We start from the raw sequence: 23,425 nt of genomic DNA on the forward strand, positions 1-23,425 counted from the left end.
AGGTGCCTTTTCCTAGGTGCTCTCCCATCAAACAGCACTCGCTTTACTAGTACTTTTCTTATCCTCATCTTCGTCAATGTACTTTAATATTTTACCATATTTTCACTAAAAGTGAGCATTAAATCTTTAGTCGACGCATCTCTTCTAAAAACTTTTTAGTTTTTAAATTTAGGTCAACTGTTTGAATATAAATTCGATCAATTGCCTTTCTTAAAGCAGCTTTTGATGATGATGAAACTGCAATATTTCCTAATCGCTGTAATTGAATTAATCCTAAAGTTCTAAGCAAGGCGACCTGTTTAGAAGTTAAATGAAGACGTGTTACTTGATTAAAATGTTTTTGGCAAATAATACCACCTGTGCTAATTGAATAATCAAAACTACCTTCTGTTGTGCCACAAATTGCACATTTTTTGAGTTCTGGTTTAACACCAAAAGCCTTTAACATTTGCAGTTCAACTAATTGGCAAATTACTTCTGGATCAATCCCTTGATCAATTTTAGTGAGGGCTGTTTCAATTAGGTTGTAATAAGGTCCAATATCTTGATATTCAATAAAGGCATGGTCAAACAAATCACACAAATAGCATGCGTAACTGTTTAGAGTTAAATCACTGTATAAGTTAGTAAATTGCTTAACATCTTTATACGTTTTTAAAGTACTAAGCCCCTTTTGACTAGTTAAGACTTGATATTTTCCAAAAGAAAAAGCTAAAACACTCGCACTTAGTTTTGACTTTGGCCGCAAAGCCCCTCTAACCAGCATAGTAAAAATGCCCATGTCTTTACTAATAATTTTAGCTAAGACATCGGCTTCTTTATATCTTTGACGTTTAAAAACAATCCCCGTTATTTCAACGACTTCTTTAGCCATTAAAACAAGTCCTTACTGTCGTATCCAATTTGCTTTAAAAAGCTTGGGTCAGTACGCCAATTCTTTTGAACTTTAACCCAAAGTCGCAAGTTAATCTTTTCACCTAACAGAGTTTCAATTTGTTTACGAGACTGAATGCCAATCTTTTTCAGCATACTTCCGCCTTTACCAATGATAATCTTCTTTTGACCATCACGTTCAACGTAAATGGTAGCTTCAACTTGTAACTTACCATTAACTCTTTGATTCATTCGATCAACTACAACTGCTGTTGCATGTGGAATTTCTTGTTGGGTTAAGCGTAAAATCTGTTCACGAATTAATTCAGCAACAACGAAGTATTCTGGACGATCAGTAACTTCATCACTACCATAAAATTGTGGCCCTTCTGGTAAATATTTATATAAAGTAGAAATCAAATCTTCCATATTATTACCATTAGTTGCTGAAATAGGAACAATTTCAGCAAATTTACCTAATTTTTGGTATGACTCAATCACTGGAAGTAAGGCATCGGGATGAACTTGGTCAATTTTATTGATTAATAAAAATACTGGAACTGTAACTTTTGACAATAAATCAGCAATATATTCATCGCCCTTACCAACTTTTTCTGGTTCAACCATAAAAAATACTAGGTCAACATCATTTAATGATGAAAGACTAGCCTTATCCATATAGTCATCTAACTTGTTTTTAGGTTTGTGGATTCCTGGTGTATCGACAAATACAGCTTGTAAGTTATCAGTCGTAAAAATACCAGAAATTTTATTCCGAGTTGTTTGAGGCTTATTTGAGGTAATAACTACTTTTTGACCAATTAAATGGTTCATCAAAGTTGATTTACCAACATTTGGACGACCAATTAAAGCAACAAAACCTGACTTAAATTTATTTGTTTCTGCCATCTGCTAAATCTCCATCTGTAAAGTAATAAGGTAAAATATCAGCAAGAGTCGCTTCTTTATAATCACCTTTTGCATTGGTTAATATAATTTTTGTGCCAGCTTGCATAAATTCTGCCATTACTTGACGACATGAGCCACATGGTGAAATAGGCCGGCTAGTATTTCCAGTAATTAGCAAACACTTAATTGGATCACTAGTTAAGCCTTGATTGACATAATTGAAAATTGCCACACGTTCAGCACAAATAGTTGATCCATAAGCAGCATTTTCAATATTAACTCCAGTAGTAATTTTTCCAGATTCAGTTAACAATGCAGCTGAAACATGAAATTTAGAATATGGTGCGTAAGCTGTATCTAAATGCTTAACGGCAAGATCATATAGCTTTCTTTCTTCAGAATTCATTATTTTCCACGTCCTTCGTCTAATTGATCTGGGTAAAGGGGCAAACCATATTCTTCTAAAACTTTACCTTGGATGCCAAACATTTCTTTGGCTTCAGCTGGTTCAATATGGTCATAACCATTTAAGTGTAAAAATCCATGAACTAAAGTATAACCAAATTCGCGATCAAATCCGGTTCCATATTCTTCGGCGTGACGTTTAATTACGCTGATGCACATGAATAAGTCACCAATATCTTCGGTAAAATCAGGGTCTTCAATAAAGCTAGAAAGATCTACGCCTTCTTCTCCGTCTTCAATCGCAAAAGAAATTACATCGGTTGGGCGGTCCTTATCACGATAATCACGATTAATTTGGTGACTTTTATCTTCATCAACAAAGTTAATACTCATTTCTAAGTTATTGTCTTTGCCAATTTCTTTTTTAGCCATGAGGAGTAAATCCATAATCCATTTACGCCAATCGCGACTGGTATCAGCTAAAAAGTTAGTCTCATCATTATAGGTAATATCAATAGCGTCCATTAGTGTCCTTCTTCTTCATAAGCTCTAATAATCTTTGCCACAACTGGGTGACGAACAACATCATTAAAGGTAAAGTTAACAAATTTAACTTGATCAACGTCCTTTAAGATATGCATTGCATCAAGCAAACCACTATGTTGTCTTCCTGGCAAGTCAACTTGAGTAACATCCCCGTTAACAATCATCTTAGAATTAAATCCAAGTCTCGTTAAAAACATCTTCATTTGAGCATCGGTGGTGTTTTGGGCTTCGTCTAAAATTACATATGCTTCATCTAGTGTACGTCCTCTCATGTATGCAAGTGGTGCAACTTCAATTACTCCACGTTCCATTAACCGATTAGTCGTTTCAGTACCTAGCACTGCATAAAGAGAATCATAAATTGGTCTTAAGTATGGATCAACTTTTTCTTTTAAGTCACCTGGTAAAAATCCAAGACTTTCCCCAGCTTCGACTGCAGGCCTAGTTAGAATAATACGTGAGACCTCACCATTTTTAAAAGCACTAACAGCCATTACAACAGCTAAGAAAGTTTTACCAGTACCAGCTGGTCCAATTCCAAAGACAATATCAGTTTTTTGAATAGCTTCAATATAGGCTTGTTGACCAGCATTTTTAGGACGAATTGGTCGTCCCTTGGCGTCTCTAATTAAAACTTTATTGTATAAATCGCCAAAAAACTCTACTGTCCCTTTTTCAGCCATCTTCATGGCACTTACAACGTCAGGTGCAGCAATACTTACTCCGGAGTTAACTACCTTCTCTAAAGCAGCCAAAACCTTAACGACAAGTTTGATTTTCTTTTCATCTGGTGAATCAATCAAAATACCATTTCCAGTATCACTAACCTTGATGTCGTATCCATCAGCCAATAATTTTAAGTTAGCATCATTAATACCCACTAAGCTCATAAGGTTAGCAGGATTTTTAGGCGTAAATGTAAATTGAGGCATTAAATCATCCTTTACTTTGAAAGAGCTGCTCCAACTAATTTAGAAACCTCTTTGCCATCGGCACGGCCAGTAATCTTTGGCACAATTGCCTTCATTACTTTACCAAAATCAGCCTTACTACTTGCACCAACTTCAGCAATAGTTTCATCGACTAACTTAGTTAATTCTTCTTCAGTAAATGGTTTTGGCATGTAACTTTCAACAATTGCAAGTTCTTTTTCAGTGGCAGCGACTAAATCATCTCGACCAGCTTTTTTAAAGTCAGCAAGTGATTCTTCACGTTGCTTCTTTTCCTTACCCAAAACAGCAAGTTCTTGTTCATGAGTTAATTCATTATCAGAAAGCTTACCTTCATCCTTAATAGTGGCATACATTAAAGCTGACTTAAGCATTCTAATTGTAGCTAGTCTTTCTTTATCCTTTGCCTTCATAGCTTCCTTCATATCAGCCATGAGTTGATCCATTAATGACATTTTAAATATCCTTCTTTCTCGTGCAAAAAAGCTCCCGACAAAAACTATTCGTCGAGAGCTTCTATTAATTAATAATGTCTACGCTTGCGAGCAGCTTCAGATTTCAACTTTCTGCGGACGCTTGGTTTTTCGTAGAATTCACGTTTACGGTATTCTTGCAAAGTACCACTTCTAGAAACGGAACGCTTAAAACGACGAAGAGCATCATCAATTGACTCGTTTTCGTGAACAATAGTCTTGGCCATGTGAGATCCCTCCTTCCATTTCTTGGCAGTACTGCCATAACAATATACATAAATTATAGCTAAAAATAGTCCAATACGTCAATAGTTCTTTTAGAAAAAATTTGAGAGTATAATAGAACTATAAAAATAGCGAGGTAAAAGATATGGAAAAAAGTAAATTAGTTAATATCATTATTATCTCTGATAGTGTTGGTGACACAGCTTTTAACCTAATGAAAGCAGCAGCTGCTCAATACCCTGAAGCAGAAATTAACTACCGGAGATATCCATTTATTACTGATATGGATAAACTTGAAAAGGTGTTTCAAGAAGTTGCTGAATTACCAAATATGTTAATAGGTTATACATTGGTTAATAGCGATTTGCAATTAGCTACAATTAAATTTGCCCGTGAACATAATGCCAAACCAGTTGACATTTTCTCAAGTGTAGTTGATGATATTCACGCAATGACTGGACTTGAACCATCGGGTGAAATTGGTGCTAGCCACCAATTAACCAAAAACTATTTTGACCGAATTTCCGCCATGGAATTTGCTGTAATGTATGATGATGGTAAAGATCCTAAAGGCTTTTTGGAAGCTGATGTTGTTTTACTTGGTGTTTCTAGAACCAGTAAGACACCTCTCTCCTTATTCTTAGCAAACAAAAATTTAAAAGTGGCTAATTTACCATTAGTTCCTGAAACTCATATTCCTGATGAAATTTATCAAATTGATCCTAAAAAGATTATCGGTTTAACTAATGATCCGCAAGTTCTAAACGAAATTAGAGTTGCTCGGCTTAAGAGTTACGGACTTGATCCTGAAACTTCTTATTCAAATATGGACGCAATTAATAAAGAATTAGCTTCTGCTCAGGCGCTCTTTACTAAGTTAGGTTGCTATGTGGTTAATGTTGCCCATCGTTCAATTGAAGAAACCGCAGCATTGATTTTACGTCATTTGGGAATTGAAGATGAAATGTAAAAATTAAAAATCGCATCTCCTTTGAGGTGCGATTTTGTTTTATTTATCTAAACTAGTTCTTGCTCCTTAAAGCGGCCATAAACTTTTGCCACTTCACTTACACTAACAAAGGCATACGGATCGCAGGCAACAATAATATTATGAATATCATACATGTCATAGCGGTCAATAATGGTAAATAAAATTGTCTTTTCCGTATGACCATAGGCCCCTTCTACATCGTGAATAATCGTAATACCACGGTGCATCTTGGCTTGGATACCTTCGATAATTTTCTTCGGATGTTCAGTTACAATCATAACTTGCATCTTCCGGTGCTGAGTATAAACAGCATCAATTACGCGACCATTGATGAAGATATTCAAAGCTGTATAAAGTGATCTGGTCCAGCCAAATACAAAACCAGCTGCAATCACAATCAAAAGATTAATAGCAATATTAATTGATCCAAAACTTTGGCCTGTCTTTTTTCGTAAAATGATACCTACAATATCTAGCCCACCAGTTGAAATACCACTCTTTAAAGCTAAGCCAGTACCAACACCGTTGATTACACCACCAAAAATAGCACAAACAAGCGGATCTAACTTCCATTCTGGAGCAGGTAAATTATGCATCATAATTGAAGCAAGAAATACTGCAATAATTGTAAAAATGGTAAACTTCTTACCAATCTTAAACCAGCCCAAAATAAATAATGGCACATTCAAAGCAAAATACAGAGTTGAAGTAGTCAAAGTAAACGGTAAATATCTCTCTGATAAGGTATTAATCAGCTGAGCAAATCCTGTTACTCCTGACGAATACATTCGTCCAGGTTCCCAGAAAAAGTTCAGTGCAACTGCAACTGCAATTGCATATAAAAAGGCAGCTGATACCTTTGAAAGTAAGTTATAACGTCGTGAAAGTCCTTCTAGTGATTCCATAAAAAATCCTTCTTAAATTAGTAACAACAATAGTGTACCAAATTTAGAAGGATTTTGTTTGCTTATTATTTAATTTATTAATTATTTTTTGACCAGTGCTTTTCAATGAAGGATGCTCTACCACCTGCTTCTTCCATCATGTATCTAAGTGGATTCTTTTGGTAGAAGTATTGGTGATAATCTTCTGCTGGCCAGAATTTTTGCGCAGGTTCAATTGCGACGACAATTGGCTTATCAAACTTACCAGAATCAGCTAATTCTTGCTTAGACTTTTCAGCTAAAGCTTTTTCAGTTTCATCATTGTAGTAAATTACTGGACGATAAGTTTCACCACGGTCTTGGAATTGGCCCATTTCATCAGTGGGGTCAACTACCTGCCAATAATATGATAAGAGCTTTTCATAAGACATCTTATCTGGATCATAAGTAATCTCAACTGCCTCTAAGTGACCAGTTGTGTGGCTACATACTTCTTCATAAGTTGGATTTTCTTTATGTCCACCAGTATAACCAGAAATCACACTCTTTACTCCAGGTAAAGTGTCAAATGGTGCTACCATGCACCAAAAACAACCACCTGCAAAAATTGCTTTCTTATATTCTGCCATTATCTTGCTCCTTCAAATAAAGCTAAATACTTGCCGTAACCTTCTTTTTCTAAGTCAGTCTTAGAGATAAAACGCAAAGCAGCCGAATTAATGCAGTAACGCATACCACCTTGATCAATTGGACCATCATTAAAAACATGACCTAAGTGAGAATCAGCATCTTTACTTCTAACTTCAGTTCGTTCCATGTTGTGGCTACTGTCGCGTTTGTATACTACCTTTTCAATTGGCTTGGTGAATGCGGGCCAGCCACAACCAGAATTATACTTATCTAGACTAGAAAAAAGTGGTTCACCGCTGACAACATCAACATAGATACCTTCTTCAAAGAAATCATCATATTTACCAGAGAATGGATATTCTGTCGCAGCATGTTGCGTAACTTCATATTGCTCTTTACTTAGCTTTTTTAATGCAGCTTGTTTTTCATTTAAATCCATAAGAACACTTCCTTTTATATAGTAGGATACTCAAAAGTAACAAAAAAGACCAAGATTTTGCTCATCTTGATCTTTGGTATTTTATTTGCTGAATTTAACAATCTTCGTAAACATTGCTCGTTCTTCGTCAGTAACCTTATGGGCAACTTCAATTACAGCAGATCGATTTTGCTCTAAAATTGTCTTGTGAATTGCTAAAGATAATTCTGGGTCAAGTGAACTGGTAGCTTCATCAGCTAAAATGATTGGTCTTTCAGCTAATAAAGCCCTAGCGATTTCAATTCTCTGAATTTGTCCACCTGATAACTTATTACCCTTTTCCCCCACTTGATAATTTAAGCCTTTTTCTTCAATCAGGTCTTTTAAGCCAGCTTGATTAATCACATAGTTTAATTTTTCTGAGCTAACCTTTCTCCCCAAAGTAATGTTGTAATCTAAGCTATCATCAAAAATAAATGGTTTTTGGTTAATATATGAAAAGTACGAATGTAACTTTTTCCAGTCTCATCTACTTGATTAATTTCAACTTTACCTGAACTTGGTGCAATTCTGCCTAACAGGATACTCAGTAAAGTTGTCTTTCCCCAACCACTTGGAGCGATTAACAAGACCTTATCTCTTGGTTTAACGTCAAAATTAACATTGTCAAACAATTGTTTATTTGGCACTTCATAAGAAAGATTGGATACTTTCAATGAATTGAAATCTGATGTTGCTTCATTTGCACTGTCATCGATCTTAAAGTTAAGTGCTTCACTGACTTTACTCCAAATAGAATCAGTTGATTTAATAGCGTTATACCTTTGAAAAATATCAACTACAGGATTGATAAAGTCATTTGAAAGTTGAATAATCATTACCAATGTGCCAGCGCCAATTTGATTATTGAACATCAAAACAGCCCCAATCAAAAATGGAATAATAAAGCTGAAAACATTAGCAATAGCTAAAATTAGTTCACCTACTGCTCCTTGCGTATAATTAAATTTTTTGAGAGCAACTTCCATATTGGACGCACTATTAATAATTTTCCTAATTAAAACTGGTTGTACATCATAAAGAGCAACAGTTTTAGCACCGTTTAAACCATCGCTTACCTTTTGTGTGTAAATAGCATTATTATCTTCCCAGATTTTTGATTTTTCTTGAATATTCTTAGTAAAGAACTTCTGAATGAAGCCTGGAATTAAGGTGGTAACCATGAAAATCAAAGTCAAAAGCCAAGAATTGATTAAACCAACAGAAACAGCAATGATAAAAGTTATCCCTTGATAAATAACTAATAATTCATTTTGAATTTTCGCAGTTTCCACTTGCTTCATGTCATTCGTCAGCAAACTCATACCATCTTTTTGAGAATCTTTTTGATTATAAATCAAATAAGTCACAATATGCTTCTTTAAATTCAGATTGATATCTTGGATAATATCGTTTTTTAAATACCGAAATCCGAAGTTGATAAACATAATTGCAATTAATGTAAGTGAACCAATTGTAGCTGTCACAACAAGTAATTGTACTGATCCTTGATGATTTTGAGCTGAATTTAACATAATCTTTGTTACGTAAGCTATAACAACATTACCTAAAGAACTAATAATTGCTAAGAATATATATAGAAACAACTTCCATTTTGGTGCATATTTCAATGAAGTATTCATACTACCCCCCCTTTTTTTACATGCATCCCTACTTAAATTTTACTATCTCAAATTCTATTCATACAAAGAAAATAGCTTGATTCTAAAAAAGTTTGAACTCAATTTCAAATTTTTCGATATTTCACCAAAAGTTTGAACTCAACTTTAAACTTTAGGTATTTTTTCTAAAAGTTTGAACTCAATTCTAAACATTTTCAAAAAGACATAAAAAATAGCCTAGTTCTATTTTGAACTAGACTATTTTCTTAATTACTCATGATCCTTGATGTCAGCTTCAGCTTCTTTTTCAAGTTCCTTTTGGTTATCGTCACGAACACTTCTTGCAGAAGCAGTAACTTCAATACCAAGTTCAGCCATTTGTTCATCTGAAACCGGAGATGGAGCTTTCATCATTGGTTCACTTGCACTTGCAGTCTTAGGGAAGGCAATAACGTCACGAATGTTATCCTTACCAGTTAAGAGCATTGCGAATCTATCAAGACCAATTGCTAAACCTGCATGTGGTGGGAATCCCATGTCTAAAGCATCAAGTAAGAAGCCAAATTGTTCATAGGCCTTTTCCTTAGTAAAGCCAAGAGCCTTAAGCATCTTAAGTTGGATATCCTTCTTGTGGATACGGATTGAACCACCACCAAGTTCGTAACCGTTTAAGATAATGTCGTAACTTCTTGCGTGAGCTTTGTGAGGTTCAGTTTCAAGAAGCTTAATACCGTCATCATCTGGCATAGTGAATGGGTGGTGAGCTGCAATCCATTGGTCATCACCTTCATCATATTCAAATAATGGCCAATCAACAACCCATTCAAAGTGGTAATCATCCTTAGATACCATGTTAAGTTCAATTGCAATTGAACGTCTTAAGTAACCTAAAGCATCACAACATACCTTCCACTTGTCAGCAACGAAGAGTAATAATTCTCCACCCTTCAAGTTATAAATCTTCTTAAGTTGTTCAGCTTCACTGTCAGTAATAAAGCGGCTAACTGGACCTGAGAATTCACCATCTTCAAACTTAGCCCAAGCCAAGCCCTTAGCGTGGAAACGCTTGATGTATTCTTGCTTTTCTTCAATCTTCTTACGGCTGTATGCCTTTGCTCCGCCTTCAACAGCGATTGCCTTAACAAAGCCGCCATCAGCAATAGCCCCTGAGAAGACCTTAAAGTCAGAATCTTTGAAGACTTCATTTAAGTCTTGAATCTTCATATCAAAACGCATATCTGGTTTGTCACTACCATAGTAGTTCATAGCATCGTTCCAAGTAATTCTTGGAAGTGGCAACTTGATATCTACGCCTTTAACATCGTGCATAACCTTTTGTAAAAGACGTTCAGTAATGTCTTGAACACCCTTTTCATCAAGGAATGAAGTTTCCATATCGATTTGAGTAAATTCTGGTTGACGGTCACCACGTAAGTCTTCGTCACGGAAACAACGAGCGATTTGGTAGTATTTATCAAAGCCAGCACCCATTAATAATTGCTTAAACAATTGAGGTGATTGTGGTAATGCGTAAAAACTACCTGGGTAAACACGTGATGGAACTAAGTAGTCACGTGCACCTTCTGGAGTTGACTTACCTAAGTCAGGAGTTTCAATATCAATGAAGCCTTCACTATCAAAGAATTCGTGCACAGCAGTAGTAATCTTTGAACGAGTAATTAAAGCTCTTTGTAAAGTTGAACGACGTAAGTCAAGGTAACGGTACTTAAGCTTAGTTTGTTCGTTAGCGTTTAAGTCATCCTTGATTTCAAATGGAGGGTTCTTTGCTTCATTTAAAACAGTAATTGTAGTTGCATCAACTTCAACTTCACCAGTCTTCATTTCTGGGTTAACACTGCTTCTCTTAACAACCTTACCCTTAACTTCGATAACGTATTCATTACCTAAGCTGTCAGCTTTATCCATTAAATCTTTACCAGATTCATGGTTAACCACAACTTGAACGATACCTTCTCGGTCACGTAAATCGATAAAGATTAAGTTACCCAAGTTACGAACTCTTTGTACCCAGCCGTACAAAGTTACTTCTTGATCTAAATATTGGCTGGTAATATTACCACAATAATCAGTTCTCTTGTCCATCGTTAGTATTTATCTCCCTAAAAATTTTTCATAGCTTCGCTAATATTATTCATTTCATCCCAGCTAAGCTTGATTTGCTTGCCGTCGGCTAAACGCTTGATTGAAACATTTCCTTCGGCAAGTTCTTTTTCACCTAAAGTGATAACAAATTCAGCATGAACACGATCAGCCTTCTTGAATTGGTTCTTAAGCTTCTTTTGGTCAACGTCATATTGAACTCTTTGACCTTGTGCACGTAACTTACGAGCAAGTTCAACACTCTTTAAAGCTGTGCCTTCACCGATATTAGTGATAAAGAAGTCAATTCCACTATCCGCAAATAATTCTGGATTTTGCTTTTCAAGAACAAGCATCAAGCGTTCTTCACCAATTCCAAAACCAACAGCTGGTGTTTCTGGACCACCGAATTCTTCAACTAAGTGGTTGTATCTACCACCACCTAAAACAGTTGTTGGTGAAGCCCATAAATCTGTATCAGCTACCATAAATTCAAAAATAACGCCAGTGTAGTAGTCAAGCCCACGAACTAAGTCATCATCTAAAACGTACTTAATTCCAAGCTTATCTAAAGCATCGGTAATGAACTTAAAGTTAGCCTTTGATTCATCATCTAAGTAATCGACGATTCTTGGTGCATCTGGCAAGAATTGCTTATCTTGTTCTTCTTTTGAATCAAGAATTCTCAATGGATTCTTCATCAATCTTCTTTGAGAATCTTCTGATAATTGATCTTTAACTGGAGTAAAGTAATTAATCAAGGCATCGTGGTAGGCCTTACGAACTGCTTCATTACCTAATGAGTTAATGTGAAGTTCAAAATTCTTTACACCAAGCTTATTTAATAAGTCATTCCCCATCATGATTGTTTCAATATCAGCTAATGGATTGTTTGAACCAAAGCTTTCGCAACCAATTTGGTGGAATTCACGTTGACGACCAGCTTGTGGACGTTCATATCTAAACATTGATTCAATGTAGTAAACATTAAATGGCTTAACCACATCAGGACCATACATTTTGTTTTCAACGTATGAACGAACTACACCAGCAGTTCCTTCAGGACGTAAGGCAATGTGACGACCACCCTTGTCGTTAAAGTCGTACATTTCTTTTTCAACCACGTCACTAGTTTCACCAGATGAACGTGAGAAGACTTCGTAGCTTTCAAAGCTAGGAGTTCTAATTTCACGATAGTTTGCTTGTTTGAAAAAGTCACGTGCAATTTGTTCAACTTTTTCCCAATTACCTGAAACGTCAGGCAAAATATCAACTGTACCTTTTGGCTTTTGTACCTTCATTAACTACACCCTTTTTATAATTAAATTTGATAAATAAAAAGAGCGCCTGGAAATAAATCCAAGGGCGCTCAAATAGCACGGTACCACCTTTTGCTTGCTACGATTAACGCTCGCCACACGAACCATTATCTGCTAAAGGGGTCACAGATTGCTACTCTATGTCCTTGCACCAAAACGGACACTCTCTGAAAATAAGTTTCAATCTTCAATTCTTCGTCATTGATAATTCTTTTATAGCTTACTTTTTTCTGCGCATAAAGTCAATACTAATCAAGATCTAAAACAATGGTGAAAGGGCCATCATTTTCAAGTTCAACCTTCATATCAGCTCCAAAATGCCCGGTTTCAACGTGAAAACCAAGATTTTCTAACTGATGATTAAATTCTTGCCACAATTCATCAGCCTTTGGGGGACGCATTGCCTTTACAAAGCTTGGTCGATTACCCTTTTTGGTATCGGCAAGCAAGGTAAATTGACTAACGCTTAAAATTTGACCTTTAACATCTGCTAGACTTAAATTTGTTTTTCCCTCTTCGTCCTCAAAAATTCGCATTTTTGCAATTTTTTGAGCTGCTTTAGCAACTATTTCTTCATTATCGTCTTGTCCAATACCAACTAAAAGTAAAAATCCTTTCTGAATTTTACCAACAATTTCATTATCAATTGCTACTTGTGCATGATTTACTCTTTGAATTACTACTCGCATTAATTATCTGACCTCTTAGTTGAATATACATCTGGAATATCTTTTAAGCGACTTAAAGCTTCACTTAATTGATTTGAGTCTTTAACTGTAATTGTCACATAAATATGGGCAATGTTTTCTTCATTGACTTTCCCTGAAATATTTTTAATATTTTTAGTCAAACTATTTAACTTATTAATCACATCACTGAGTAAACTAGAACGATTATATCCGAAAATTTCAATATTAGCATTGAAGCTTTCAGTGCGTTCGCCAACATTTTCCCAGTCAACATCGATTAAACGGCCTTCTTTAGCTGCTTCATCAGTTACGTTGCGGCAATCAGTCCGGTGAATTGTAACTCCTCTTCCCTTAGTCACGTAGCCAATAATTTCATCCCCAGGAACTGGATTACAACATTTAGCCAAATGAAGCATCAAGTCACTAACGCCTTGAATAACAACACCATTGTTATGCTTGACATGCATAACAGCACGATTAGTGGTAATATTCTTAGTTTCTTTAGTGACTTTTTGACCAGCACTTAGAATCTTTTCTTCTAGCTCTTTTTGCTTTTTGCTCTCCGCTTCTTTTCTAAGGTCCTCAGTTAAGCGGTTAACAATACCAGTAGCTGATACTTCTCCATAGCCAATAAGTGAAAACATCTCATCTTCTGAATGATAATTTAATTGTTCAAGTAATTTTTGGATATGTTCTTTATCAAGGTATTCCTTGGTATTTAACCCGCGTTCTCTTAATAAGTTAGCAACATCATTACGACCTTTTTCAATATTTTCATCTTTACGTTGTTCTTTAAGGAAACGGCGAATTTTGTTTTTAGCACGAGACGTTTTAACAATATGAATCCAGTCAGGTGATGGTTCAGCATTTGACTGGGTTAAGATAGAAACGACATCCCCATTTTTAAGGCGATAATCAAGTGGGACTAACTTGTCATTAACTTTAGCTCCTACTGCATGGCTACCAACTTGTGTATGGATTGCATAAGCAAAATCAAGTGGTACAGAGCCTTTTGCTAACTCATAGACATCGCCTTTTGGTGTAAAGACATAAACCGAATCAGAAAAAATATCTGATTTAACAGATTTCATAAATTCATCGGCGTCTTTAGTTTCATCTTGAAGCTCGAGAATTTCCCGGAACATGTCTAGCTTTCGACCTGCACTTGTTGCTTCAACTGCACTAGTATCACCTTTTTTGTAGGCCCAGTGAGCAGCAACCCCATATTCAGCGACTTCATGCATCTTTTCAGTTCGAATTTGAATTTCTAGTGGTTTACCACCAGGGCCAATAATGGTCGTATGTAGTGATTGATAGCCATTGGCCTTAGGTACAGCAATATAATCCTTAAATCTACCTGGCATCGGCTTCCACTTAGTGTGAACAGCACCTAAAACTGCATAACAATCACGCACATTTTTGACAATTACACGAACAGCTAAAAGATCAAAGATTTCACTGAAGTCCTTGTGCTTATTAACCATTTTTTTGTATATTGAATAAATATGCTTTGGACGACCATAAATTTCATACTTAATATGTAAAGAATCTAGTGTAGTCTTCAAGGTCTTAATTGCATCTGCAATATAACCTTCGCGTTCACTCCGCTTAGAATCCATCAAATGAACGATATTGTAATAAGCATCAGGATTGAGATAGTGCAAACTCATATCTTCAAGTTCCCACTTAATAGTCCCAATACCCAGGCGATCAGCAAGCGGTGCAAAGATATCCATCGTTTCTGAAGCAATTCTTCTTTGCTTATCAGGGCGCAAGTGACCTAAAGTATGCATATTGTGCAAACGATCGGCTAGCTTAACCATAATCACACGCAGATCTTTAGCCATGGCAATTAACATCTTACGGTGATTTTCAGCTAAAAATTCTTCGTGAGAATTATATTCATACTTGTTGAGCTTAGTAACCCCTTCTACGATAAAAGCAACATCTTCGCCAAATTCACGCTTGATATCATCATTAGTCACTGAAGTATCTTCTACCGTATCATGTAAAAATCCGGCAGCTACCGTATCAGGATCCAGCCCTAAATTAGCTAAAGTACCAGCAACTTGAGTTGGGTGAATAATATAAGGTTGCCCACTTGCTCGTTTTTGTCCTTCATGAGCTTTATTAGCATAGTTAAACGCTTTTTCTACAAATGCCAACTGCTCAGGATTCATATATTCCTTGCATTTTGCAATGACCTCTTCATGTGTCATTTCAATATATTTTGACATAAAATTCACCTACTCCAGATTGATTTATTTGCGATAAAAGTCCTTATTCATTAAGCCAAACATTTCAAAAACAAAATAAGTAACTATTAAAATAAGATTATACTTTGCATAGTGCGATAATACAACTAAAACAAACACGATTGGTAATAAAACTAACCACCAAGCTTTAAGTTTTCGTTCATTTATCACCTTGCCAATTTGATAAGCGCAAATATTGTTTAAGATTAAGAAAACTAAACCCACACGCCAAACCACTTTTACTTTAAGCAAGCTTGAACCATATGCCAAAACCACTACTAATAAAGTCCACCAAATAACTGGCATAAAGTTGTAGCTATTCATTTTCTTGATTACTTTATTTTCCAAAACTTTGTTAAGAAATTTAAATTTATTTTTCAAAATGATTTCCATCTCCGAAATTATCTAGTCTTTTTTAGGTTCAATCAATAAGCAGACCCAGCGTCCTTCTTGCATTGTCATTTTCACTTCAAAACCATGTTGATTTAGACTTTCTCTGACCTTATCCGCTTGTAAGTAGTCAATTCCTGAGAAAATTACCTGGCCATTTTCTGCAAGATGCGCTGCTAAATCTGGAATTAAGTCTAACAAAATTTCTGCTAAAATATTAGCTACAATTAAATCAAACTTACCATCAACATCTTTTAACAAGTTGGCCTTACGAACAGTAATATTGTCTAAATGGTTTAACTTGATATTTTCATTTGCAGCAGTAACTGATTCATCTGAAATATCAGTTGCTAATACCTTTTTAGCACCTAACTTGGCCGCAGCAATTGCCAAAATCCCACTACCAGTACCAACATCTAAAACTGATTCTGGGCTAACCATTGCACGTTCCATTGCCATCATCACAAGCTGAGTAGTTGTATGACCACCAGTACCAAAGGCTAAACCTGGATCAAGGGTAATAATTTTTTGGTCTGGAAACTTAGGTGTGTATTTTTCCCATTCAGGGACAATTGCCAGGTGTCGTGAAAAATTCAAAACATGATAATATTTTTGCCAAACCTTATTCCAGTCTTCATCTTGGATATAGTCTGAACTAATTTCTTTTTCTCCAACTTGTAAACCATAACCTGCAAGTTCATCTAATTTAGCTGCAAAAGCTTTTTTAAGTTCATCACTATCTCTTTCTTGGTCAAAGTAAGCAATGAATTGCATATCTTCAGGTAAATCCTTAATATCGTCAAAATCTACCACAGTTGAATCCTTTTGCCAGCCAGCTTGTTCAAAGTCGCTACGCTTTCTGGCTTCGACTCCCAAACATTTAAGCTCTTCTTGACTAAAATAAGTTAAAGCATCTTCAACTTCATGACTAGTTTCAATTTTTATCAGCAATAATTTCATTAAATAAACTCCATTCTATTTTTGACACTTAACTGGTCCATGATATGATGGTAGAGGTGATTAAAATGTCAAAAAAGCGTAAAAAAGATAAACTCGAAAAAACGTTAGTTGAAAAGATTCTCGATCGAGAAAAAATTCCATATGAACAAAAAGAATTCGAAACCCATGAAGAACATGGTGTTTTTCAAATGGATACTTCTATTTTAGACCAAGATCAGCGTCTGGTCTACAAGACCCTGGCTTGTGATGGTAATAAGACAGGTCCATTGGTGGCAGTTTTACCAATTACTGAACATTTAGACCTTAAAAAGCTAGCTAAAGTTTCAGGTAATAAGAAGTGTGAAATGCTGCCACTCAAGAAGTTAGAAAAGACTACTGGCTATGTCCACGGCGCTAACACTCCAATCGGTATCCACTTCAACGACCACTACCCTATTTTCTTAGATGACAGCATGAAAAACGAAGAAAAAATCATTGTTTCATCTGGTAAAGTTGGTCGTAGCGTACAACTTAATCCACTGGATTTACAAAAAGTGGTTGAAGGCACTTTTGGTGACTTATTAGAAAAATAAAATTTCAACTTAAATAATCCTAACTATAAGAAAAAAAGAGCTATCATTAACGATAGCTCTTTTTGTATCTGAAATTTATGAGGCGTGGCGCCATTTCTCATCAGTTAAGATTCTGGCAGCAATTAAGCCAAGTGGCAAAGCAATAACAATCATAATTGCTTCTGTTGCCCAATAAGCTCCTAAGCTAATCCGCGTTAACCCTAAATTGAATACTGCCCGGTACATGTATAAACCTGGAACCATAATCACAACCGATGGCACTGTAATAGCAATTCTCGGATAACCAACTTTTTCTCGAATAAATGAAGCCACTAACCCTGATAGCAAGACTCCAATAAAGGCGGCTAGAGCTGGGGGCATGTGAACGAAGTCAACCAAACTTAAACGCAAAGTGTTAGAAATTGCTCCAATAATTGCAGTTAAAGCTGCATAGTTAACTTTTGAATTAAACATTAAACTAAAGCCAAAGACTCCGCAAAAACTTGCAAGTAGTCGAAAGGCAGTTAGGCATATTGGTGAAAGCCCTAATTTCACCATGTTACCCGGATGAATGCCAATTAATAAGGCCGTTGCCCAGCCTACAGTGGTTGCTACAGTAATGATTAAGATGGCATAAGCCATACGTTCAAGGCCTGATCTCATATCAAGTTTTGAAAGGTCAAGTCCAGCTGTAATAAATGGAAAACCAGGAATGACAAAGAGCATCGAACCAATATAACCAAAGATATGACTAGATTTAATATTAAAAATCATTTGCATCAAGTGAAATGAGATAAAGTAAGTCACACAGGCAACAAATACAGCTGTGGCAATTTTAGCGACCATAGTTATACTCTTTTCGCCCATTTTCATTCGAGTATAGTTACCAAGTCCAGCTCCAAAAAAGGCACAAATAATTTCGGGAATTCCGCCACCAAGTAAGAAAATAAAGCCGGCACAGGCAATTGCTGCAGCAAGGCCTGCGTAGAAAGGTGAATAGCGACTCTTGAGGTGTTCAATTTCACCTAAACGTCGGTGAATTTGGCCAATATTCCAGTTACCATTACCTGCATCAAACTGACGAACAAAACGTTCTAATTCATTTAATTTGGTCATATTAACCCCAGTTGCTGGCAGAGTTAAGGTTTGACTATATGACTTATTATTTACGTCAAAACAAGTATAATCAATTGTTAATAAGCCAATATCTGCTGAACAAGTAATTCCTAAAACTCTGGCAATCGTATTCATTGAGTCACGTACACGCCATGATCCAGTTCCGCAACTCAAAATCATTAATCCAACTCTACCAACAATGCTAGCTTTTTCGACTAATGTAGCTTTTTTAGCCGGGGTTTCATCTTTACTTTTGAAAAACTCTTCCCACTGAATTTTCATGTGATGTGAATTTGAAAGATGATGATTTATCAATAAATCTTTATCTGCTTTTTCCATTAAATTAACTCCTCTTTTAAGGCGAGAAAGATTGTAACAATCAGTAAATCAGCACAACCTCCAAGGCTGTAATTCTTTTGGGTAAACAAGTCATCAAGTTCGGTCAAGTAAGCCATTGCCTCTGCATTATTTGCTCCGCCCAGCTCCAAGAATTTTTGACTCCACTTTTTTAAGTCCAGCAGCTTATCGAAACTTCCAGCACGCTTAATAAAGTTAGAGTCTTCAGCTACACTTGCAATTTTCATGAGAGTATCAAGTAGACGTCCCCTCAAACTACCACTTGTTTGCTTAAAAAATGGTAAGGCCACATTTCTAATAACTGGATAACCAGCTTCAGCTTCGCCGCGAATTCCAGTTTTCCCATATTTTTGATATTCAATTTCGCCGGCAGTTTTGGCAGTTTTTATTTGCCCTAGGTCATGTTCAACTATGCCCTTGGTCATTTCTTTTATAACATCAAAGACATCTGCTTGATGTTTATCAGCGTAGGCACTTGCACAAACAAAAATCCCTAGAGAAAAAATCGCCCCTTTATGGGTATTAATCTTTTTAGTTGCGGTATACATAGCTTTTTCAGCCTGAATTCCCATTTTTCTTAACTGCTCAAACATAACTTTTGGTTTACCAGTGAAGTTATCTCCCAAATCTTCAGCTTGAATAAAATAAGCTTCTAGACTCAAACTACTATCAATAAAAGTATAAATATCCATATCTGGATGAGCACCATGGCTTGCGGGATCAACTAACCCTGGCTTGGGTAAGGTCACGACTTCATAGAGTAAGGCTTGTACTGCTTTTTTGGCGAGCTTTTGGTTCACTTACTGTCTCCCTCTTTTCAATAACTTACTTATTTTACCATAATATTTGAATTTTATTTGCAATAAAAAAAGTAGGCCATCTGGCCTACTTAGTGTTTAAATTAATCTTTAACTTCTTTAATGGTGTCAATCACAGTACCATCACGATATTCAACAACTGCAACAGTTCTATCAGTATATTCAAGTTTCTTAGGAGCACCAACTTGTTTTTCAGCAAGTTTTTGTAATTCATCCATAGTTACTAAGTGAATGCTTGGTACCTTCTTGAAGCAGTCAATTAAGTCTTGACGCTTAGGGTTAACGGCAACCCCTCTTTCAGTTACAACAACATCAATTGAGTCACCAGGTGTTACAACAGTTTCAACATTCTTAACAACTGTTGCATTTCTACCTCTAACTAATGGAGCTGTAATAATTGTCATTTTAGCGTTAGCAGCATCTTGGTGACCACCAATGGCACCACGGATAACACCATCTGAACCAGTCATAACATTAACATGGAAGTTAGTGTCGATTTGAAGAGCTGACAAAATAGCAACATCTAAGTTGTTTACAACAGCACCCTTGTTGTGAGGATCAGCATACCATGAAGCATCAATTTCTTGTTGATCGCGGTTTTTAGCCATTGAAGCTGCAGCACCCTTGTCAAAGTCTTGCACATCCATGACTTTCTTGACTAAACCTTCTTCAAGCAAGTCACAAGTAGGCTTAGTAATACCACCTAAGGCAAATGCTGCAGTAATGCCCTTATCAAGCATTGATTCACGTAAGTATCTAGTTACGGCAAGAGCGGCACCACCTGAACCAGTTTGGAATGAAAAACCTTGCTTAAAGTATGGTGAGTTAACAATTACATCATTAACCATTTGAGCAATCATTAATTCCTTAGGGTCTTTAGTGAAGCGAGTAGCACCTGAACCAATCTTGTCTGGGTCACCAATTTCATCAACTTTGACAACGTAGTCAACTTGAGTTTGCTTAATTGATGCTGGGGTGTTTGGATATGGGACAACATTATCAGTTAACAAAACCACCTTGTCAGCATATTGAGCATCCATTAAGGCATAACCAAGTGAACCAAAGACTGCCTTACCATCTTGACCATTGGCATTACCTGCAGGGTCAGAAACTGGTACACCTAAAAAGGCAACGTCAATCTTAATTTCACCGTCTTCAATTGAACGAGCACGGTTACCGTGTGAACGGAAGATAACCGGATTCTTCAAACCACCGTGAGAAACAAAGTCACCAAGTGAACCACGCATCCCTGATGAAGTAATGTTAGTAATAACACCTTTTTTAATAGCTTCAATTACCTTGTCATTCATAACACCAGTTAATGATGATGGAGCTAAAGTTAAGTCTTTGTAACCTAACTTGATAATCACGTCCATAACCTTGTTAAAGGCGTAATCACCATTTCTGAAGTGGTGGTGGAAAGAAATAGTCATTCCATCTTTCAAAGTAGCTTTAACAACATCTTCAATTGAGTCAACAACTTTGTTTTCACCAGCAGTTACGTGAACCTTAGGTGCAACTCTTTGGACATCAGGATGACCAATTTCAACTGATTCAAAAGGTTTTAAGTTTAATTTTTCTAATACATCTGCTGGCATTTCGCGTTTAATACTATTCTCCAATGTAGTTGCCCTCCTCATCAATTAAGTTAGAAGCTTTGGCAGTTTCTAATACTCTGTTTGCCTTGTCTACGATTGGCTTATCAACCATCTTACCGTTCATTGAAATAACACCGCTACCTTTAGCACGGGCTTCACGAATAGCATTTTGAACATTCTTGGCATTTTCAATTTCTTCCTTAGTTGGGTTAAAGACCTTGTTAACCATTGGAATTTGTCTAGGGTTAACCAAACTCTTTCCATCAAAACCAAGTTGGTGAATGTAGTTAGTTTCACGGTAAAAGCCTTCAGTATCTTTCATATTTGAGAAGACTGAGTCAAAGGCGTAGATTCCAGCAGCACGGCATGAGTGTAAAACCATGTTACGAGCAAATTCCATTTCACGGCCATCTGGGTAACGGTGAGTATGCATATCTGAAGTATAATCTTCACCAGATAAGGCCATCCCCATCATTAAATCGGTTGAAGTTGCAATGCTTGGTGCATTTAAAACACCTTGAGCACTTTCAATAGCGGCCATAACACCAATTGAACCTTTTTCAATGCCGTATTCTTCTTCTGCCTTTTCCATATCAGCAATTAACTTCTTAATCATGTCTGCTGATTCAGTCTTAGGTAAACGAATTACGTCAACGCCCGCTTTTACCATAGCCTTAACGTCTTCTTCATAAAATGGAGTATCTTGGCCGTTAATTCTAACAACAACTTCACTTCCGCCGAAGTCAACAGTCTTAATTGCTTCATAAACAAGTAAACGAGCAGCGTCTTTTTCAGTTAAAGAAACAGAGTCTTCTAAGTCAAGCATAATTGAGTCCGCACCATAAATGCCGGCATCTTTAATCATGGCTGGGTTGTTACCTGGAACGAACATCATCGTCCGGCGTAAACGATTCTTGATATAAGTCATTTATAGCACCTCCAATGCAGGTTTATCAGTGGTTTTGGTTGCTCTTTGAGCAGCTGCTAAAGTACGAGCCTTAATTACACAATCAAGGGCACCTTTATCAACGGCTTTAACCTTGGCATTAGTTAAGCCAAATGATTTCAAGGTATCTGTAATCACACTTCTAATTTGATCACCATATGCTTTTGCAACATCTGATTCAAGAGTAATTTCAATTCCATTACTACCATTCATAATCATGATTTGAATGTCAGATGATTCTAAAGTACCAGCTACTGCTGTTGTCTTAATTTCCATCTATCTTCATTCCTTCCCGGATACGTTTTTGTAATTCTTCTTTATTTGCTTTGATAAATTCCGCTGTGGATGCCGGAACCAAGTCTTCGATAGCGGCAAGGTCGTCTGTCTTAATTAATTGTCGAACCTTCGTAGCTGTAACTGTTGTATTCCCTTTTTGAAGCCGCGGAATTAAATGTAAGTTAATTTCTGGTTCAAGTTCACGCTTTAAACTATCATTATAGATGCTTGTTGCATGAGAAAAAGGTTCAGTTCCAACGTAACGATGTTTAATTGAAAGTCCTGGTGCAATTACATTTTTAAAGACTCTTGCATCAATTGTAGTTTGATTTTCAATTAAAGTATCAGCACTCTTTAAAAAGTAGGCAGGAAAAGTTGCAGCCGATACCATATAGCTGTCACCGCTAACAACGTAGACATTCTCAAATTCAGCACAGCCCTTTTTAACTAGTTCAAAGCGCTCTTTTGAATTAAACAATGACATGTCCGTTGCTACCACGAAGACATAAACCAAGTCATTTTCTTGGCTAGCCTTTTGGACTAAGTAGCGGTGGCCAAAGGTAAATGGATTTGCATTCATGACAATTCCAGCTACCCTTTTCTCTGATTGATTTTCAATCTTAGGTAAACCATTCAGATAGTCATTAACATCAGGACTTCCATTTTCTAAAAAAGCAGCTTCATCGGTTCTAGCTAATTCGTTAAAACCTAAATGCTTAAAACTATCAGCATATTTTACCTTGGTAAAAACAAACATATGGAAAATTTGCTGAGTAAATAGATATTGACTTAATGCAGTGACAATCTTATTGAAGCGTTGTCCTGGTTCACTGTCTTTATTGCAGACTGCAATATACTTTAAGACGTTACCAGCAACACTGCCTGTCCCAACTAAATTACCTTCTTCATCAATCAAGCCTAAAGTATGATCAATGACGTCAACTTCTCTTTCAGAGAAATTATGCAAATCTAACTTCTCTAAGAAGTTAATCCAGCGTTTTTTGGTTGCAGGATCACTTAGATAGAGATCAACAACTTTATCCAAAAATGCTGCCTCCTTTCTTTGTGTAACAATTAACTAAGTT

At 36.3% G+C, this 23,425-nt stretch carries 24 protein-coding genes and 1 pseudogene; 2 read left to right on the plus strand and 23 right to left on the minus strand.

The window, feature by feature from the left end:
* Nucleotides 1-118 precede the first annotated feature (118 nt).
* From recO to rpsU, 7 genes are all read right to left on the minus strand, one after another.
* Nucleotides 119-874 carry a DNA repair protein RecO gene (gene recO / locus H628_RS0105880; RefSeq protein ID WP_027825623.1) on the minus strand — a complete coding sequence of 252 codons (756 nt, stop codon included), beginning with the start codon at nucleotides 872-874 and terminating at the stop codon, nucleotides 119-121.
* Nucleotides 874-1,782, minus strand: coding sequence for a GTPase Era (era, locus tag H628_RS0105885; RefSeq protein WP_027825624.1), 909 nt, complete (start codon nucleotides 1,780-1,782; stop codon nucleotides 874-876). Before era ends, recO begins: the two co-directional genes overlap by 1 nt.
* Entirely contained in the window at nucleotides 1,766-2,188 is a 423-nt protein-coding gene (gene cdd / locus H628_RS0105890) for a cytidine deaminase (protein ID WP_027825625.1), read from the minus strand. Before cdd ends, era begins: the two co-directional genes overlap by 17 nt.
* On the minus strand, nucleotides 2,188-2,712 hold the full coding sequence (gene ybeY / locus H628_RS0105895) for an rRNA maturation RNase YbeY (protein WP_027825626.1): 525 nt from the start codon (nucleotides 2,710-2,712) through the stop codon (nucleotides 2,188-2,190). Before ybeY ends, cdd begins: the two co-directional genes overlap by 1 nt.
* Nucleotides 2,712-3,665, minus strand: a complete 954-nt coding sequence (locus H628_RS0105900) for a PhoH family protein (protein ID WP_027825627.1) — start codon at nucleotides 3,663-3,665, stop codon at nucleotides 2,712-2,714. Before H628_RS0105900 ends, ybeY begins: the two co-directional genes overlap by 1 nt.
* A gap of 11 nt (nucleotides 3,666-3,676) precedes the next feature.
* On the minus strand, nucleotides 3,677-4,138 hold the full coding sequence (locus H628_RS0105905) for a GatB/YqeY domain-containing protein (RefSeq protein WP_027825628.1): 462 nt from the start codon (nucleotides 4,136-4,138) through the stop codon (nucleotides 3,677-3,679).
* 68 nt (nucleotides 4,139-4,206) lie between these two features.
* Nucleotides 4,207-4,383 (minus strand): 30S ribosomal protein S21, encoded by a 177-nt coding sequence (gene rpsU / locus H628_RS0105910; RefSeq protein WP_002880182.1) that lies wholly within the window; start codon nucleotides 4,381-4,383, stop codon nucleotides 4,207-4,209.
* 143 nt (nucleotides 4,384-4,526) lie between these two features.
* On the opposite strand from rpsU, the gene H628_RS0105915 reads away from it, so the two are divergent.
* Nucleotides 4,527-5,351, plus strand: coding sequence for a pyruvate, water dikinase regulatory protein (locus H628_RS0105915; protein ID WP_027825629.1), 825 nt, complete (start codon nucleotides 4,527-4,529; stop codon nucleotides 5,349-5,351).
* Between the two features lie 47 nt (nucleotides 5,352-5,398).
* Here the strand turns inward: H628_RS0105915 and H628_RS0105920 are convergent, their stop codons facing one another.
* The 10 genes and pseudogenes from H628_RS0105920 to prmA form a co-directional block, all read right to left on the minus strand.
* On the minus strand, nucleotides 5,399-6,277 hold the full coding sequence (locus tag H628_RS0105920) for a YitT family protein (protein ID WP_027825630.1): 879 nt from the start codon (nucleotides 6,275-6,277) through the stop codon (nucleotides 5,399-5,401).
* A 77-nt stretch (nucleotides 6,278-6,354) separates the two neighbouring features.
* Complete coding sequence (msrA, locus tag H628_RS0105925) at nucleotides 6,355-6,885, minus strand: peptide-methionine (S)-S-oxide reductase MsrA (RefSeq protein WP_027825631.1); 531 nt, start codon at nucleotides 6,883-6,885, stop codon at nucleotides 6,355-6,357.
* A complete protein-coding gene (msrB, locus tag H628_RS0105930) occupies nucleotides 6,885-7,325 on the minus strand; it encodes a peptide-methionine (R)-S-oxide reductase MsrB (protein ID WP_027825632.1) in 441 nt (146 codons plus the stop codon). Before msrB ends, msrA begins: the two co-directional genes overlap by 1 nt.
* An 81-nt stretch (nucleotides 7,326-7,406) precedes the next feature.
* Nucleotides 7,407-8,986 (minus strand): annotated as a pseudogene (locus tag H628_RS07380) (ATP-binding cassette domain-containing protein).
* A gap of 249 nt (nucleotides 8,987-9,235) precedes the next feature.
* A complete protein-coding gene (aspS, locus tag H628_RS0105940; RefSeq protein ID WP_034538349.1) occupies nucleotides 9,236-11,068 on the minus strand; it encodes an aspartate--tRNA ligase in 1,833 nt (610 codons plus the stop codon).
* 17 nt (nucleotides 11,069-11,085) lie between these two features.
* Nucleotides 11,086-12,366, minus strand: coding sequence for a histidine--tRNA ligase (gene hisS / locus H628_RS0105945; protein WP_027825634.1), 1,281 nt, complete (start codon nucleotides 12,364-12,366; stop codon nucleotides 11,086-11,088).
* A gap of 266 nt (nucleotides 12,367-12,632) precedes the next feature.
* Entirely contained in the window at nucleotides 12,633-13,073 is a 441-nt protein-coding gene (gene dtd, locus H628_RS0105950; protein ID WP_027825635.1) for a D-aminoacyl-tRNA deacylase, read from the minus strand.
* The gene (locus H628_RS0105955; RefSeq protein ID WP_027825636.1) at nucleotides 13,073-15,310 is read right to left on the minus strand and encodes a RelA/SpoT family protein; all 2,238 of its coding nucleotides are present in this window, start codon (nucleotides 15,308-15,310) and stop codon (nucleotides 13,073-13,075) included. Before H628_RS0105955 ends, dtd begins: the two co-directional genes overlap by 1 nt.
* 24 nt (nucleotides 15,311-15,334) lie before the next feature.
* The gene (locus H628_RS0105960; RefSeq protein ID WP_034538352.1) at nucleotides 15,335-15,709 is read right to left on the minus strand and encodes a hypothetical protein; all 375 of its coding nucleotides are present in this window, start codon (nucleotides 15,707-15,709) and stop codon (nucleotides 15,335-15,337) included.
* 24 nt (nucleotides 15,710-15,733) lie between these two features.
* Nucleotides 15,734-16,678, minus strand: coding sequence for a 50S ribosomal protein L11 methyltransferase (gene prmA, locus H628_RS0105965; protein ID WP_027825638.1), 945 nt, complete (start codon nucleotides 16,676-16,678; stop codon nucleotides 15,734-15,736).
* Between the two features lie 65 nt (nucleotides 16,679-16,743).
* Between prmA and ybaK the strand changes: the two genes are divergently transcribed.
* Nucleotides 16,744-17,250, plus strand: coding sequence for a Cys-tRNA(Pro) deacylase (gene ybaK, locus H628_RS0105970; RefSeq protein ID WP_027825639.1), 507 nt, complete (start codon nucleotides 16,744-16,746; stop codon nucleotides 17,248-17,250).
* 75 nt (nucleotides 17,251-17,325) lie between these two features.
* Here ybaK and H628_RS0105975 read toward each other — a convergent pair whose 3' ends face one another.
* The 6 genes from H628_RS0105975 to citC form a co-directional block, all read right to left on the minus strand.
* Nucleotides 17,326-18,684 (minus strand): threonine/serine exporter family protein, encoded by a 1,359-nt coding sequence (locus H628_RS0105975; RefSeq protein ID WP_027825640.1) that lies wholly within the window; start codon nucleotides 18,682-18,684, stop codon nucleotides 17,326-17,328.
* Nucleotides 18,684-19,502 (minus strand): triphosphoribosyl-dephospho-CoA synthase CitG, encoded by an 819-nt coding sequence (citG, locus tag H628_RS0105980; protein WP_027825641.1) that lies wholly within the window; start codon nucleotides 19,500-19,502, stop codon nucleotides 18,684-18,686. Before citG ends, H628_RS0105975 begins: the two co-directional genes overlap by 1 nt.
* 101 nt (nucleotides 19,503-19,603) lie before the next feature.
* Entirely contained in the window at nucleotides 19,604-21,142 is a 1,539-nt protein-coding gene (gene citF / locus H628_RS0105985; protein WP_027825642.1) for a citrate lyase subunit alpha, read from the minus strand.
* Complete coding sequence (gene citE, locus H628_RS0105990) at nucleotides 21,132-22,046, minus strand: citrate (pro-3S)-lyase subunit beta (RefSeq protein WP_027825643.1); 915 nt, start codon at nucleotides 22,044-22,046, stop codon at nucleotides 21,132-21,134. Before citE ends, citF begins: the two co-directional genes overlap by 11 nt.
* Nucleotides 22,047-22,340, minus strand: coding sequence for a citrate lyase acyl carrier protein (gene citD, locus H628_RS0105995; protein WP_027825644.1), 294 nt, complete (start codon nucleotides 22,338-22,340; stop codon nucleotides 22,047-22,049).
* The gene (gene citC / locus H628_RS0106000; protein WP_027825645.1) at nucleotides 22,330-23,385 is read right to left on the minus strand and encodes a [citrate (pro-3S)-lyase] ligase; all 1,056 of its coding nucleotides are present in this window, start codon (nucleotides 23,383-23,385) and stop codon (nucleotides 22,330-22,332) included. Before citC ends, citD begins: the two co-directional genes overlap by 11 nt.
* Nucleotides 23,386-23,425: the final 40 nt, after the last annotated feature.

It is taken from the genome of Lactobacillus psittaci DSM 15354 (assembly GCF_000425905.1).
Taxonomy (GTDB): domain Bacteria; phylum Bacillota; class Bacilli; order Lactobacillales; family Lactobacillaceae; genus Lactobacillus; species Lactobacillus psittaci.